At 64.7% G+C, this 13,839-nt stretch carries 11 protein-coding genes and 2 pseudogenes; 6 read left to right on the top strand and 7 right to left on the bottom strand.

Translation table 11 applies throughout. The features are described 5' to 3' along the window. Nucleotides 1–86 precede the first annotated feature (86 nt). On the top strand, nucleotides 87–1,496 hold the full coding sequence (locus ACFSQT_RS00505) for a M16 family metallopeptidase (protein ID WP_379016501.1): 1,410 nt from the start codon (nucleotides 87–89) through the stop codon (nucleotides 1,494–1,496). After that, nucleotides 1,493–2,374: a patatin-like phospholipase family protein gene (locus ACFSQT_RS00510; protein ID WP_379016502.1), complete on the top strand. Its 882-nt coding sequence runs from the start codon at nucleotides 1,493–1,495 to the stop codon at nucleotides 2,372–2,374. The genes ACFSQT_RS00505 and ACFSQT_RS00510 overlap by 4 nt, the downstream gene beginning before the upstream one ends. Before the next feature lie 70 nt (nucleotides 2,375–2,444). Here ACFSQT_RS00510 and ACFSQT_RS00515 read toward each other — a convergent pair whose 3' ends face one another. Further along, complete coding sequence (locus ACFSQT_RS00515) at nucleotides 2,445–2,987, bottom strand: dihydrofolate reductase family protein (protein ID WP_379016503.1); 543 nt, start codon at nucleotides 2,985–2,987, stop codon at nucleotides 2,445–2,447. A gap of 219 nt (nucleotides 2,988–3,206) precedes the next feature. Between ACFSQT_RS00515 and ACFSQT_RS00520 the strand changes: the two are divergent. Beyond that, nucleotides 3,207–4,105 (top strand): annotated as a pseudogene (locus ACFSQT_RS00520) (HNH endonuclease). A 67-nt stretch (nucleotides 4,106–4,172) separates the two neighbouring features. On the opposite strand, the gene efp reads toward ACFSQT_RS00520, so the two are convergent. After that, entirely contained in the window at nucleotides 4,173–4,742 is a 570-nt protein-coding gene (efp, locus tag ACFSQT_RS00525; protein ID WP_379016505.1) for an elongation factor P, read from the bottom strand. 113 nt (nucleotides 4,743–4,855) lie between these two features. Between efp and epmA the strand changes: the two genes are divergently transcribed. After that, a complete protein-coding gene (gene epmA / locus ACFSQT_RS00530) occupies nucleotides 4,856–5,908 on the top strand; it encodes an EF-P lysine aminoacylase EpmA (RefSeq protein ID WP_379016506.1) in 1,053 nt (350 codons plus the stop codon). Nucleotides 5,909–5,929: 21 nt separating this feature from the next. On the opposite strand, the gene ACFSQT_RS00535 is transcribed toward epmA, so the two are convergent. The 4 genes from ACFSQT_RS00535 to ACFSQT_RS00550 are packed head-to-tail and all read right to left on the bottom strand — an operon-like array spanning nucleotide 5,930 to nucleotide 10,274. Then, the gene (locus tag ACFSQT_RS00535; protein WP_379016507.1) at nucleotides 5,930–6,757 is read right to left on the bottom strand and encodes an ABC transporter permease; all 828 of its coding nucleotides are present in this window, start codon (nucleotides 6,755–6,757) and stop codon (nucleotides 5,930–5,932) included. A 2-nt stretch (nucleotides 6,758–6,759) separates the two neighbouring features. Beyond that, nucleotides 6,760–8,040, bottom strand: a complete 1,281-nt coding sequence (locus tag ACFSQT_RS00540; RefSeq protein WP_379016508.1) for an ABC transporter permease — start codon at nucleotides 8,038–8,040, stop codon at nucleotides 6,760–6,762. 2 nt (nucleotides 8,041–8,042) lie between these two features. After that, nucleotides 8,043–9,095, bottom strand: coding sequence for an ABC transporter substrate-binding protein (locus tag ACFSQT_RS00545; RefSeq protein ID WP_379016510.1), 1,053 nt, complete (start codon nucleotides 9,093–9,095; stop codon nucleotides 8,043–8,045). Between the two features lie 6 nt (nucleotides 9,096–9,101). After that, nucleotides 9,102–10,274 (bottom strand): ABC transporter ATP-binding protein, encoded by a 1,173-nt coding sequence (locus tag ACFSQT_RS00550; RefSeq protein WP_379016512.1) that lies wholly within the window; start codon nucleotides 10,272–10,274, stop codon nucleotides 9,102–9,104. 306 nt (nucleotides 10,275–10,580) lie between these two features. Between ACFSQT_RS00550 and ACFSQT_RS00555 the strand changes: the two genes are divergently transcribed. Together ACFSQT_RS00555 and ACFSQT_RS00560 are read left to right on the top strand one after the other, a co-directional pair. Then, nucleotides 10,581–11,969, top strand: a complete 1,389-nt coding sequence (locus ACFSQT_RS00555; protein WP_379016513.1) for an aminotransferase-like domain-containing protein — start codon at nucleotides 10,581–10,583, stop codon at nucleotides 11,967–11,969. Nucleotides 11,970–11,979: 10 nt separating this feature from the next. Continuing rightward, a complete protein-coding gene (locus ACFSQT_RS00560; RefSeq protein WP_379016514.1) occupies nucleotides 11,980–13,233 on the top strand; it encodes an NAD(P)/FAD-dependent oxidoreductase in 1,254 nt (417 codons plus the stop codon). A 27-nt stretch (nucleotides 13,234–13,260) separates the two neighbouring features. Here ACFSQT_RS00560 and ACFSQT_RS00565 read toward each other — a convergent pair. After that, nucleotides 13,261–13,676 (bottom strand): annotated as a pseudogene (locus tag ACFSQT_RS00565) (VOC family protein). Between the last annotated feature and the right edge of the window lie 163 nt (nucleotides 13,677–13,839).

Raw genomic sequence — 13,839 nt, forward strand, 5'->3', positions numbered from 1 at the left:
AAGGTCGGGGCGAGACCAGTGGCTCGCCCCCGGGCGGTGGCCGAGCGCAGCTCGGTCGGATGAGGGGTGCTCCAGCTTGGCGCCGAATGCACTCCGGCCAACACCCCTCAACCGTCTCGGCGCTGCGCGCCGATCCACCTTCTCCCGCAAGGGGAGAAGGCAAGTCCCGACGCGCCGCCGCCCGGCTGATCACCCTCTTCCTCTCCCTCCTCTTCCTGATCCTGCCGGCACTCACCGCGCGCGCCATGGACATCCAGTCCGTCACCTCGCCAAAAGGCATCACCGCCTGGCTGGTCGAGGACTATTCCGTGCCGGTCGTCGCCATCCGCTTCGTCTTCGGCGGCGGCTCGACGCAGGATCCGGTCGGCAAGGAGGGCCTGGCCAATCTGATGACCGGCCTGTTCGACGAAGGTGCGGGTCCGCTCGACAGTGAAGCCTTTCAGATCAAGCTCGACGATGCCGGCGCCGAGATGAGCTTCGACGAGAGCCGCGACGGCATCTATGGCTCGATGCGGATGCTGGCCGAGCAGCGCGACCAGGCGTTCGACCTGTTGCGGCTGGCGGTCAACGAGCCGCGCTTCGACCAGGCGCCGATCGACCGCATCCGCGCCCAGATCCTGTCCGGCATCATCGCCGGCGAGAACGACCCCGATACGGTCGCGCAGAACAAATGGGCGCGCGCCCTCTATGGCGATCATCCCTATTCCCGCTCCGACCAGGGCACCAGGCAGAGCATCGCCACCATCACGCCGGATGATTTGAAAGCCTTGCACAGAGCGGTGTTCGCGCGCGGCGGCCTGCATGTCGCCGTGGTCGGCGCCATCGACCCCGAGACGCTGAAGAAGAAGCTCGACATGGTGTTCGGCGACCTGCCGCAAAACCAGGCGCTCGCTCCCGTCGCCGACATCGACCCGAAGCTGGCGCAGCATGTCGAGGTCGACTACGACCTGCCGCAGACCTCGCTGCAGCTCGCCTATCCCGGCGTGAAGCGCAAGGCGCCGGATTTCTTTGCCGCCGTGCTGATGAACGAGATCCTCGGCGGCGGCACCTTCACCTCGCGCCTGTTCCAGGAGGTGCGCGAAAAACGCGGGCTGGCCTACAGCGTCAACTCCTCGATGGTCAACCAGGATCACGCCGACGCGCTGGTCGTCAGCACCGGGACCCGGTCGGACCGGGCGGCCGAGACGCTGGGCATCGTCCGCGACGTGGTCAAGCAACTGGCCGAGCAGGGTCCGACCGAGGCGGAGCTGGCCGCGACCAAGAAGTACATGATCGGCGCCTACGCCATCAACAATCTGGATTCTTCGAGCTCCATTGCCTCGACGCTGGTCGAGCTGCAGCTCGACGATCTCGGCATCGACTACATGCAGCGCCGCACCGGCTACATCAACGCGGTGACCCTCGACCAGGTCAAGGCGGCGGCGAAAAAGCTGCTGTCGGCCGAGCCGACCATCATGGTCATCGGACCGAAACTGGCCGGGGCCGGCAAGGGATGAGCCCAAGGCCGAGCCCGACCTTCGGCATCGCCTTTGGTGGCGGCGGTGCGCGCGGGCTGGCGCATATCCATGTCATCGAGGCGCTGGACGAATTGGGCATCAGGCCGGTGGCCATAGCCGGCTCGTCGATCGGCGCCATCATGGGTGCCGGCATGGCCGCCGGCATGACCGGCAAGGACATCCACCACTATGCCCGCTCGATCCTCGGCCGCCGCGCCGAAGTGGCGAGCCGCATGTGGCGGGCGCGGCCGGGCACCATCGCCGAGGCCATGCAGAACGGCATCCGCGTCAGCCAGTTCAACGTCGAGCGCATCCTGAAGGCGTTTCTGCCCGAGGCCATTCCCGAAACTTTCGCCGAGCTCAAGATCCCGCTCAAGGTGACCGCGACCGACTATTTCGGCCACAAGCTCGCGGTCTTCGAAGACGGCGACCTGCACTCGGCGCTTGCCGCCTCGGCCGCCATTCCCGCCGTGTTTCGCCCGGTGACGCGCGACGGAAGGCTGCTGATCGACGGCGGCATCTACAACCCCGTGCCGTTCGACCTGATCGAGAACGATGCCGACATCATCATCGGTGTCGACGTCGTCGGCGCGCCGGAGGAAGCCGACCGCAAGCAGCCGACCTCCGTCGACCTGATGTTCGGCGCCACGCAGCTGATGATGCAATCGATCATCGCCAACAAGCTGAAGCAAAGCCGCCCCGACATCCTGGTCCGCCCTGCGGTCTCGAAATTCCGCGTGCTCGATTTCCTGAAGATCGACGCCCTGATGCGCGAGACGGCCGATATCAAGGACGAGCTGAAGCGGCAGGTGGAGCGGGTGGTTGAGGCGCGGGCCGCCGCTGCCGTCAAGGGGAGGCGGGGCAAGAAGGCAGGGTGAGGGTGCAGCGCGATGTCGGCAATTGATCGTCTGAGGTCGAGCGCTGTTGTCATCCGCGCATGGAAGCCAACTACGACTTCGCCGTCACCGGCGCGTACTCCAGCGCCACCACGCCGTTGCTGAATGGCGTGGCCGAGACCAGCTCGAGCGGCACTGGCTCGCCGGGCGGGAACAGCGGTTTGCCCTGGCCCACGGTGCCGGGATAGCTGAGCAGCCTCAGGCGGTCGACCAGGCCGTGGCGCAGCAATTCCTGCGCGACGCTGAGGCTGCCATGCACATAGATGTTGCCGCCGCTACCTTGCTTCAGCGCCCCGACCGCTTCCGGCAGGGGGCCCTTCAGCAATTCGGCCGGCTTCCAGTCGAGCGCCTTGAGACTTGTCGAGGCGACATATTTCGGCAGCGCGTTGAACCGGTCGGCGAAATCTCCGGTTTCCTTGGGCCATGAGCCGGCAAATATCTCATAGGTCGTACGCCCCAAAAGCATGGCGCCGCTGTCGGCAAGCTCGTCCTCCTTGAATTTGTTCATCTCGTCGTTCCAGGTCACGCTGGGCAGCTTCTCGACCTCGGCAATGCCATCGACGCTGATGAATTCGGTGACGATCAGTTTTCGCATGGCGTTCTCCTTCTTCGTCAGAGGACGAACCGGGCGGGGAGTTTGCGACACGCCTCGTGAGAAAAATCGGGGCGCTTCGTTAGAGTGTGGGCTTTGGCGCGAGCTTACGAAAGACCGATACCATGGAAAAAGCGCAACCGGCCTGGACTAAATCCCCAGGATCGGATTTTGGTGTTACATCTGAAACAACTATTCCCAAGAACGCATTGCAGGAAGATCATGGGATTCGGGGTCTTCATTCACCGCTCGGATTCGCGATACAATGACCGCCCCGCGGAGCAGTACCAGTTTCCTCGCCCATATCTGCGCCGCGTCGAGGCATGTGTCGACAACTGGATCATTTATTACGAGCCCAGCAAAGTAAACGATACCAGGGGTATTACGCCGTAGCGAAAGTCCAGCAGGTCATTCCCGATCCTGTGACGCCCGACATGTACCTCGCTCTGATTGAGCCCGGAACCTACCTCGATTTCGTCAACCCTGTTCCATTTAGCGGAGCGGATGGTCTCGTCGAGCGAGGCTTGCTCAACGATGAGGGACGGATTTCCGGTCGCGCCCAATCTGCGGTCCGCCCATTTAGCTCAAGTGACTTCAACCGCATCATCGATCTGGGCCTGGACACGAATGAGCTGTTGCTGCCGCGCGTTGATGAGGTCGGCACATCTGGCGGTTTTCAGGATGAGCAAGCGCCATTTGAATTCGAGCAGAGTCGTGATCGGGTAAGCTACATCGGATCGCGAATTGTGCGGGACCGCATTTTCCGTCGAATCGTCTTGCGCGCCTATGACGAGCGGTGCGCGATCACGGGGTTAAAGTTGATAAATGGTGGCGGCCGAGCAGAGGTTTCAGCGGCTCATATTCGACCGGTCGAAGCGAACGGACCCGATGTCGTCAACAATGGGATCGCACTCTCCGGTACCGCGCATTGGATGTTCGATCGCGGGTTGATCAGTCTATCCGATGATCTGGAAATCCTGATCTCGCGGCAGGTCAACGACCCGGATAGCGTGCAGGCATTCGTAAACAGGTCTCGCCGCGCGCTCCCGGCGGGCCGGCAGTTTGAACGCCCGCATCCTCGTTTCTTGCAATGGCATCGTGAGAACTGCTTCAAGCAATGACGTGGAATCTGTGCTTCGCCAGCGCACCGGTACCTGACACAAGTGGCAGCGAAGGCTGCCGCCCGTCTCAGTCCTTCGCCCGCTCCACATAAGCCCCGTCCGCCGTCATCACCACCACGCGAGTGCCTGGGGCGATGTGCGGCGGCACCGTCGTGCGCACGCCGTTGGAGAGCACGGCCGGCTTGTAGGAGGACGACGCCGTCTGGCCCTTGGTCGTCGGCTCGGTTTCCACCACTTCGAAGGTGGCGCGCTGCGGCAGCACCAGTGAAATGGCGATGCCGTTGAACTGCGAGACCTGCACCGGCATGCCTTCCTGCAGATAGGGAGCGGCGTCACCGACCACGGCTTCCGTCACCGCCACCTGGTCGTAGGTTTCCGGGTTCATGAAATGGTAGCCTTCGCCATCGGCGTAGAGGAACGTGTGCTCGCGCTCCTCGACATAGGCGCGCTCCACCTGCTCGGTGGTGCGGTAGCGCTCCGAAACCTTCACCCCGTCGCCGATGCGGCGCATGTCGAGCTGCGTCACTGGCGTGCCCTTGCCTGGGTGGATGTTTTCGGCAAAGAGGATCACATAAAGCTTGCCGTCCTTGTCGACGACATTGCCTTTGCGGAGCGAACTGGCGATGACTTTCACCACGGCTTACTATCCTGAACTGGTTGATTGGTACAAATTGGCTTCAGCAGCCGTCCGCTGCGGACTAGCGCATCTTGGCCGCAACCGCCAGCCCCATTCCATATGATCTGAGCCCGATGACCGATACGTCGCCCGTTGCCTCGCCCTGGTGGACGCCGCATGTCCACGCCGACCGCCGCCCGCGGCTGATGCTGCGCAACGCCATCGCCGCCGGCCTGCGCGACTGGTTCGCTGCCCATGATTTCGTCGAGGTGGAAACGGCGGCCCTGCAGGTCTCGCCCGGCAACGAGGCGCATCTGGCGGCCTTTGCCACCGAAGCGATCGGGCCGGACGGCGCGCGCTCGCCGCTCTATCTCCACACCTCGCCGGAATTCGCCTGCAAGAAACTGCTCGCCGCCGGCGAGCAGCGCATTTTCAGCTTCGGTCCGGTTTACCGCAACCGCGAGCGCGGTCCCTTGCACCATCCCGAATTCACCATGCTCGAATGGTACCGGGTGGGCGAGGCCTATGAGAGCCTGATGCAGGATTGCGCGGCCTTTCTGGCGCTGGCCGCGACAAGGGCAGGGGCGACGCGCTTTTCCTTCAGGGGCCGCGACTGCGATCCGTTTGCCGTGCCGGAGCGGCTGACGGTGGCCGATGCCTTCACCCACTATTCCGGCATCGACCTGCTGGCCACGGTCGCCGCCGATGGCGCCACCGATCGTGACGCGCTGTACGCCGCCCTGGTCCGCGCCGGCCTGCGCACCGCGCCCGACGACAGCTGGGCCGATCTGTTCAGCCGGGTGATGGTGGAAAAGGTCGAGCCGTTGCTCGGGCAGGGGCGGGCGACCATCCTGTGCGAATATCCGCTGGCCGAGGCGGCACTGGCGCGGCCGCGCCCGCGCGATCCACGCGTCGCCGAGCGCTTCGAGCTCTATTGCTGCGGCGTCGAGCTCGCCAACGGCTTTGGCGAATTGACCGATGCCGGCGAGCAGCGCCGGCGCTTCATCATCGAGATGGACGAGAAACAGCGTATCTATGGCGAGCGCTATCCGCTCGACGAGGATTTTCTGGCCGCCCTTGCCATCATGCCGCAGGCCAGCGGCATCGCGCTCGGCTTCGACCGGCTGGTGATGCTGGCGACCGGCGCGCGGAAAATCGAGGATGTCGTCTGGACGCCTGTAGCCTGAGGGGGCGGTCTCGGACCAGGACTAAGCGTTCGCAACTGGCCTTCGCTGGCTGCGCCGCGCCAGAAGGTTGGCGACGACCAAAAGCACGATGGAAAGCCCCATCATCAAGGTCGCCGCTGCGGTGATCGCCGGGGACAGTTTTTCGCGCAGTCCGATGAACATTTCGAGCGGCATGGTGCGCTGGTTGGCGCTGGCCAGGAACTGCACCACCACCACCTCGTCGAACGAGGTGACGAAGGCAAACGCAGCACCCGAAAGCACGCCGGGCAGGATCAGCGGCAGCATCACCCGGAAGAACGAGGTCACCGGTTTCGCCCCGGAGATGGCGGCGGCGCGCATCAGATTGCGGTCGAAGCCGGTCAGGCTCGCGCCCACGGTGACGACGACGAAGGGGCTGGCAAGTGCGGTGTGCGCCAGGATGATGCCGGCATAGGTGCTGGCCAGCCCGACGCGGGCGTAGAACAGATACGAGCCGACGGCGGTGATCACCACCGGCACGATCAGCGGCGACAACAAGAGCGGCATGACGATGCGGCGGCCGGGGAATTTGGCGTCGGACAGCGCGATCGCGGTGAGCGTGCCCAGCGCCGTTGCGATCAGCGTCGTGCCGAAGGCGACGATCAGGCTGTTGCCGATTGCCGCCTGCCAGCGCTGCGTGCCGAGCACGACCTCGTACCAGCGCGTCGAAATCCCCTCCAGCGGAAAGATGAAGAAGGTGCCGCTGTTGAACGACAACGGCACGGGAATGAGGATCGGCACGATCAGGAACAGGATGACCAGGCCGCACCAGAGCCATAGCAGCCCGATGCGGATGCGTTCTCCAAGCGTTGGGTAGGGAGACAGGAGCATGGCTACACCAGCTTGAGGCGATCGAGGCCGAGGATGCGGGCGAAGATGCCGAACAGCGCCAGCGTGAACACCAGCAGGATGAAGCTGAGTGCCGCCGCCATCTCCCAGTTCAGCTCGACATTGACGTAGTTGGCGATGAAGTTGCTGATCAGCTGGTCGCTGGCGCCGCCGATCAGCGCCGGGGTGATGTAGTAGCCGAGGCACAGGATGAAGGTCAGCAGGCAGCCGGCCATGACGCCGGGGAAAACCTGCGGAAGGTAGACGCGGATGAACGCGGTGAAGGGTTTTGCGCCGAGCGAATAGGCAGCCTTCATCTGCGACGGCTGGATGGTGCGCATGACGCTGTAGATCGGCAGCAGCGTGAACGGCAGCTGGATGTGGGTCATGGCGATGATCAGGCCGATGCGGCTATACATCAGGTCGAGCCGGACCTCGGCGACGCCGAGCGATAACAAAAGGTCGTTGACCAGGCCGAATTTCTGCAAAAGCACCGTCCAGGCGGCGGTGCGCACCAGGATAGATGTCCAGAATGGCAGCAGCACCGCGACGATGAGGATGGCGGCGAGGCCCTTCGGCACGCTGGCGATGAGATAGGCCAGCGGAAAGCCCAGGATCAGTGTCGCCAGCGTCACCGCGGCGGCGACGAAGAATGTCCGCATGAACACCTGCAGGAAGATCGCCTGTTCGGGCGGCACGCGCTCGATGCCGCCATCATCGTTCCAGCGCAGGTCAAGCGCGCTCATGAGATAGAACGAGGTGATGCTGTGGGTGCCGTTGGCAATCGCGGGCCAGGTGCCGGGCTGCGACCAGAACGGCACGGATTTCATCACGTCGAGCGGCGGCTTGTTGCCGGCGCCTTCCAATTGACGAACCGTTTTGAGGACCTGGCTGCGTGCGCCGGGCAGGCGGGCGTTCAGGCTCTTGGCAAGTTCATAGGCCGTGCCCTTGGCCTGGCTGCCCCTGAGGTCCGCCGCCAGCGCTGCGAAGGCCGCATCGTCGGGCAGACCCTGGCCGTTCCAGCCGCTGAGCGCTTGGGTCGTTTGTGGCAAGGCATTGGCAATCGTCGGATCATAGACGGCACGCGACAGAAGCAGAACGATCGGAATGCCGAAGCTCAGCGCCAGAAGCACCAGCAGCGGCGCGGCCAGCGCCAGCGAGCGAAGCCGGTCGCCGAAATCGGCCCGGCGAAGCGCCGCCGACGCCGACTTGAAGTCGGCGTCGGCGGCTGACCGGCCACGGGCCAGCGGAGACCGGTCGAGTTCGCTGGGCTGGAGCACCGACATCGCTACTGCGCGAGCCAGGCGTTGAAGCGCTTGACCAGGTCCTCGCCATAGTCGCCCCAGAACTCGGTGTCGGCGACGAGGTAGGCGCCGGCCAGATGGTCGGGCGCGTTCGGCAATTTCGGCAAGGCATCAGCCGCTACGAACGACGCCGCATCGGTGCGCACCGGCCCATAGGTGATGTAGTTGGCGAGCTTGGCGTTGTTTTCCGGCTGGCTGATATAGGCCAGGTATTTGTAGGCCAGATCCGGGCTCTTGGCGCCCTTGGGAATTGCGATCATGTCGTATTCGAGGATCTGGTTGTTCCAGACGATCTTGAACGGCTTCTTGTCGGTGTCGATGGCGTTCTGGATGCGGCCGTTCCATGCCGTCGTCATCACCACTTCCTGCGAGGCGAGAAGCTGTGCCGGCTGCGCGCCGGCATCCCACCACACGATGTCCTTCTTGATGGTGTCGAGTTTCTTGAAGGCGCGGTCGACGCCTTCGGGCGTGCCCAGCACCTTGTAGACATCGGCCGGTGCGACGCCATCGGCCATCAGCGCCCATTCGAGATTCTGCGCCGGGAATTTGCGCATGGCGCGCTTGCCCGGAAACTTCTTCGTGTCGAACAGGTCAAGCACAGAGGTCGGCGCCTCCTTCAGCACGCTGGGATCGTACGCCAGGATATCGCCATAGGCGTCGAGGCCGACGCCGCAGTCGAGCGCCGAGCCTTCGATGAACTTTTCGCGCGGCGCGATCTTGGAATAGTCGAGCCGCTCGAGAATGCCTGCGTCGCAGCCCTGCAGCACGGTCGCGGTCTCCACCGTCACCAGGTCGATCGGCACGTTGCCGGTGTCGACCATCGCTTTGACCTTGCCGAGATCGCCGAGATATTCCTGCTCCACGATCTTGGTGCCGGTTTCCTTGCTGAACGGCTCGAACCACGCCTTGCGTTGCGCGTCCTGCCAGGCGCCGCCGCTGGCCATGATCGACAGCTCGTCGGCGACGGCGGCATGTCCTATCGCCATCCAGGCGGTGGCCGCCGCGAGCGCGAGCAGCCGGGTCCTTGTGGTTTTCATTAGGTCTTACTCCCCTATTGTTTTTGACTTCGATCCGCCCGTTCCGGCATCGGCAGGAAAGGCGCGGCAATCACCGAGCGCGCAGGAAACCATCACAGGCTCCCCATTCGCCATGGTCGCTTCCGGGCCGACCTTGACGGTCAGCACTTGTCCATTTTCGAGCCTGGCCAGCAGCCTTTGGTGGTCGCCGAGATAGATGCGGCCATCGACCGTCGCCGCCAGCCTGTTTTCTGCGTGTCCGCCGGCTGCGAGGCTGAGCCGCTCGGGGCGGATGGCGACATGGCAGGCCGCGCCATCCGCGACGCCGATGGCTTGCGCGGTGATTGCGCCGCCGCCATCCAGCGCGATGCGGCATTCCTTGCCGATCACCCGCTCGACCTTGCCAGCCAGCGTGTTGTTCTCGCCGATGAAGCTCGCCACGAACGAGCTCTGCGGGGTGTTGTAGAGATCGTCGGGTGAGCCGAGCTGGGCGATGCCGCCATTGTTGAAGACGGCGACGCGATCCGACATCGTCAGCGCCTCGCTCTGGTCGTGCGTGACATAGACGATGGTGACGCCGAGCATCGTGTGCAGCTGCTTGATCTCGAGCTGCATGTGTTCGCGCAGCTTCTTGTCGAGCGCGCCGAGCGGCTCGTCCATCAGCACCAGGCTCGGCTCGAACACCAGCGCGCGCGCCAGCGCCACGCGCTGCTGCTGGCCGCCGGAAAGCTGCGCCGGTCGCCGGTCGCCGAACTGCTTGAGCCGCACCATGTCTAGCGCGCGTGCCACGCGGGAGGCGATGTCGGCCTTGTCGATCTTGCGCACCGAGAGCGGGAAAGCGACGTTTTCCTCGACGCTCATATGCGGAAACAGCGCGTAATTCTGGAACACCATGCCGATGTTGCGCTCATAGGGCGGCAATCGATCGACCGAGCGGCCTTCCAGCGTGATGACGCCGTTGGTCGGCCGCTCGAAACCGGCAAGCATGTTGAGCGTCGTCGTCTTGCCGGAGCCGGAGGGGCCGAGAAGGGTGATGAACTCGCCGCGTGCGACACCGAGGTTCAACCGCGTCACCGCGAAGGCGCGGCCATCATAGGATTTCTCGACGTCGACGAACTCGACGAATCCCTGGCGGCCGGCATCGGCGGTTGCTGTCTGACCGGCGCTTTCGACCGATGCGGATGACGCTTTGCCAATCACCAGCGCGAATCCATTGCGCGGCTGGAAGGTGCGCGTGTCGAGAGGAGCTGTTGCTCGTCGTGCATGTCGGGTCTCGCATGACGCTGGCCGCGCAACGGCGGCTATCCAAACTTGTATGCTCACACAATCTATGTCTGACGGACCATAGATGCAGACAAGTTTGCCCGTCAAGCGGCATTTTATGTGATTGTGTGAGTTTTAGGCGCTCGTGATTTGAAATTGAAGTCATACAAGCGCTATTGTCCGGAGCATTGTCTTATGCTAGATGCGCCGGTAGCCAGATCGTATCAACCCACCGAAAGCTGCATGCTCCAAGACCTCCAGCTCGCCTCGGATGAAGGTCCGGTCTATCGCCGCCTTGCCGATGCGATTGCCGAACGCATCGCTGCCGGCACACTCGCCGTCGGCGACCGGCTGCCGCCGCAGCGCGAGATCGCACGGGCGCTTGGCATCAACGTCACCACGGTGACGCGCGCTCTGTCGACGCTGCAGCAGCGCGGCCTGCTCGAAGCGCGGCCCGGTCGCGGCACTACGGTCGCCGCCCGCGACGCCGGCGAGAGGCCGGGCTTCGTCTCGGCGCCGAGCGACGACACCGGCGTCATCGACCTTTCCGTCAACCGGCCGGCCACATCCGCCTATCTCGACGCGCTGGCGCTGCTGATGCCGCGCCTGTCGAAGGATCGCTATTACCCGACCCTGCAGGACTACCATCCGCCCGAAGGGCCGCTATGGGCGAGGGCGGCGATTGCCGAATGGATGCGGCCGGTGGCCGGCGACGGCGATCCCGGGCGCGTTGTACTGGCGGCGGGCGCCCAGCATGGGCTGGACTGCGTGCTCGGCGCGGTGACCAGGCAGGGCGAGGTCGTACTCGCCGACGAGGTCACCTATCAGGGCATCAATGCGCTGTGCCGCGTGCACGGACTGGATCTCAGGGGCGTCGGCATGGATCGCGGCGGCATGCGGCCCGACGCATTCGAGGCGGCCTGCGCGCAACTGCGCCCGCGTGCTGTGTTCCTGGTGCCGACGCTGCACAATCCGACCACGATCACGCTCAGCGAACAGCGCCGGCACGAACTGGTGGCGGTCGCCCGGCGCCACAACGTCCTCATCATCGAGGATGACGTCTATCGCCCGCTGGCGGACAATCCGCTCCCATCGCTGGCCAGCATCGAGCCCGAACTGACCGTCCATATCGGCGCCTTGTCGAAATGCCTGGCGCCAGGTCTGCGGCTTGGCTTCGTCATCGCGCCGCGCACCATAGCCGGCCAGGTCGCGGCGGCCTTGCGCATCAACTGCTGGAGCATCAGTCCGTTGACGGCGCTGATCGGCACGCGGCTGATCGAAGAAGGCACGGCCGCCCGCATCATCGAGGCCCAGAAGCAGGAGCTGCGCCAGCGCCAGGCGGTGCTGAGCGAAATCCTCGACCGCTACGATGTCCAGAGCCATGCCACCTCGACCCATGCCTGGCTACGCCTTCCTGAGCCCTGGCGCGGCTCCGGCTTCGCCCGCACCTGCCTGGAGCGCGGCGTGGCCGTCCTTCCCGGCGATGCCTTTGCGGTCGGCCGCGAACCGGTGCAGCATGGGGTGCGCATCAATGTCGGCGCCGCCCGCTCTCTGGACGATCTGCGCACCGCGTTGACCACGATGGCCGATCTGCTCGCGGCCGGCCATTTGCAACTGCCGGGCTTTGTTTAGGAACCCGAGATTGTCAGCTTCTTCTGAGACGGTCGAAATCGCCATCGTCGGCGCTGGTGTCGTCGGGCTGGCGACGGCGTTACGTCTTGCCGCCGAGGGGCGCGAAGTCCTGCTCATCGATCCCAACGAGCCGGGCTCCGGCGCCTCGTTCGGCAATGCCGGCACGATCGCCGAATACGCCTGCATGCCGGTTGGCAATCCGGCCGTGCTGCGCGCGCTGCCGAAACTGCTGCTCGATCCAGATAGCCCGTTCTCGCTGCGCTGGCCGGCGCTGTTGCAACTGGCGCCATGGCTCGTCAGCTTTGTCAGACAATCGCTGCCGGCGGCCACCCGCGCCAATGCGCTGGCGCTCGCCGGACTGCTGGCCGACGCCTTGCCGGCCTGGGAGGAAATGGTGACGGAAGCCGGTCTGGAGGACCTCCTGCGCCGCAATGGCTGCCTTTACCTTTATCGCCGCGAAAGCGATTTTGCCGCTGGGGCCGGGGGCCGGGCGATGCGCGCCGGATTTGGTGTCCACCAGGAGATTCTGACGCCAGATGAGGTGGCGGCACTTGAGCCCGGCCTGCCGGCAACCGGGACGCGTGGCTTGTTCTTCCCGGATTCGACGAACGTCACCGATCCGAAGGCGGTGATGCAGCGTCTGCTCGGTGCGGCGACCGCTCGCGGTGCATCGGTGACGCAAGCGACAATTACCGGATTGCAGGTAGAGACCGGAGCGGTCCGGCTCAGCGGTCCCGGCTTCAGCATCAAGGCGGGTACGGTGGTGATCGCCGCCGGGGCACGGTCGCACACCCTGGCCGCCCTGGCGGGCAACGATGTCCCGCTCGAGACCGAGCGCGGCTATCACTTGGAATTCCGGACCGAAGCGCCGTTGTTGAACCGGCCTGTCTGTCCTGTCGATCTCAGTTTCTACATGACGCCGATGGCCGGCCGGCTGCGGATCGCCGGAACCGTAGAACTCGGCGGGCTTGCCGCGCCGCCAAATCCGCGCCGGCTGGCGCTGCTCGATCGCGGCGTCAGGCAATTCTTTCCCAAGCTCGGCTCACCTTCATCGGAATGGCTGGGCTTTCGCCCGTCGCTGCCGGATTCCCGGCCGGTCATCGGCCCTTCGCGCAACAGCCCGCGCGTGATCCATGCTTTCGGCCATGGCCATCTCGGCCTGACGCTCGCCCCGATCACGGCTCGCCTGGTCGTTGAGTTGATCGGCGGACGCGGCGACCCGGCGCACCTTGCGCCCTTTGCGGCGGATCGTTTCGGTCGCTGATCGACCGGATCAGGCCGCGGACTCCTGCTAGTGGGCGAAAACCTGTTCCAGTGAGCGAAAGCCCTTGAATTCCAGCGCATTGCCCGAGGGGTCGCGGATGAACAGCGTTGCCTGTTCGCCGGGTTCCTCCTTGAAGCGGACCATTGGCGTTCCAGCCAGTCGATGTCGTCGCGCGCCTCCAGCCGCGCCGCCAGCCGCTGCCAGTCGTCCATCAAAAGCACGGCGCCGAAATGCGGGATCGGCACGGTGATGCCGTCGACCTTGCCGTCGCTAGGAGCCTGTGCGGCCTGCGGCCGCAGATGCGCCGACATCTGGTGGCCGAACAGGTCGAAATCGACCCAGGTCGTTGACGAACGGCCGATCGCGCAGCCCAGCGCTTCGCCATAGAAAACGCGTGTTTCATCGAGATCACGGACCGGGAAGGCGAGATGGAAAGGCGTCATCGAAAATGCTCCGAGCGGGCTGCGGGCGGGTTGCCATGCCTCAGGTTCGCGGTTGCGATACCTCAGGTTCGCGGTGCGAACCGAGAACCGAGGCATTTTGATTGAAGTCCGTGCCATTGCACAAGCCGGACCGGAACAATAGATGGGTGGCAGCGACCGGAAG

This window comes from Mesorhizobium calcicola (assembly GCF_042682105.1).
GTDB classification, from domain to species: Bacteria; Pseudomonadota; Alphaproteobacteria; order Rhizobiales; family Rhizobiaceae; genus Mesorhizobium; species Mesorhizobium calcicola.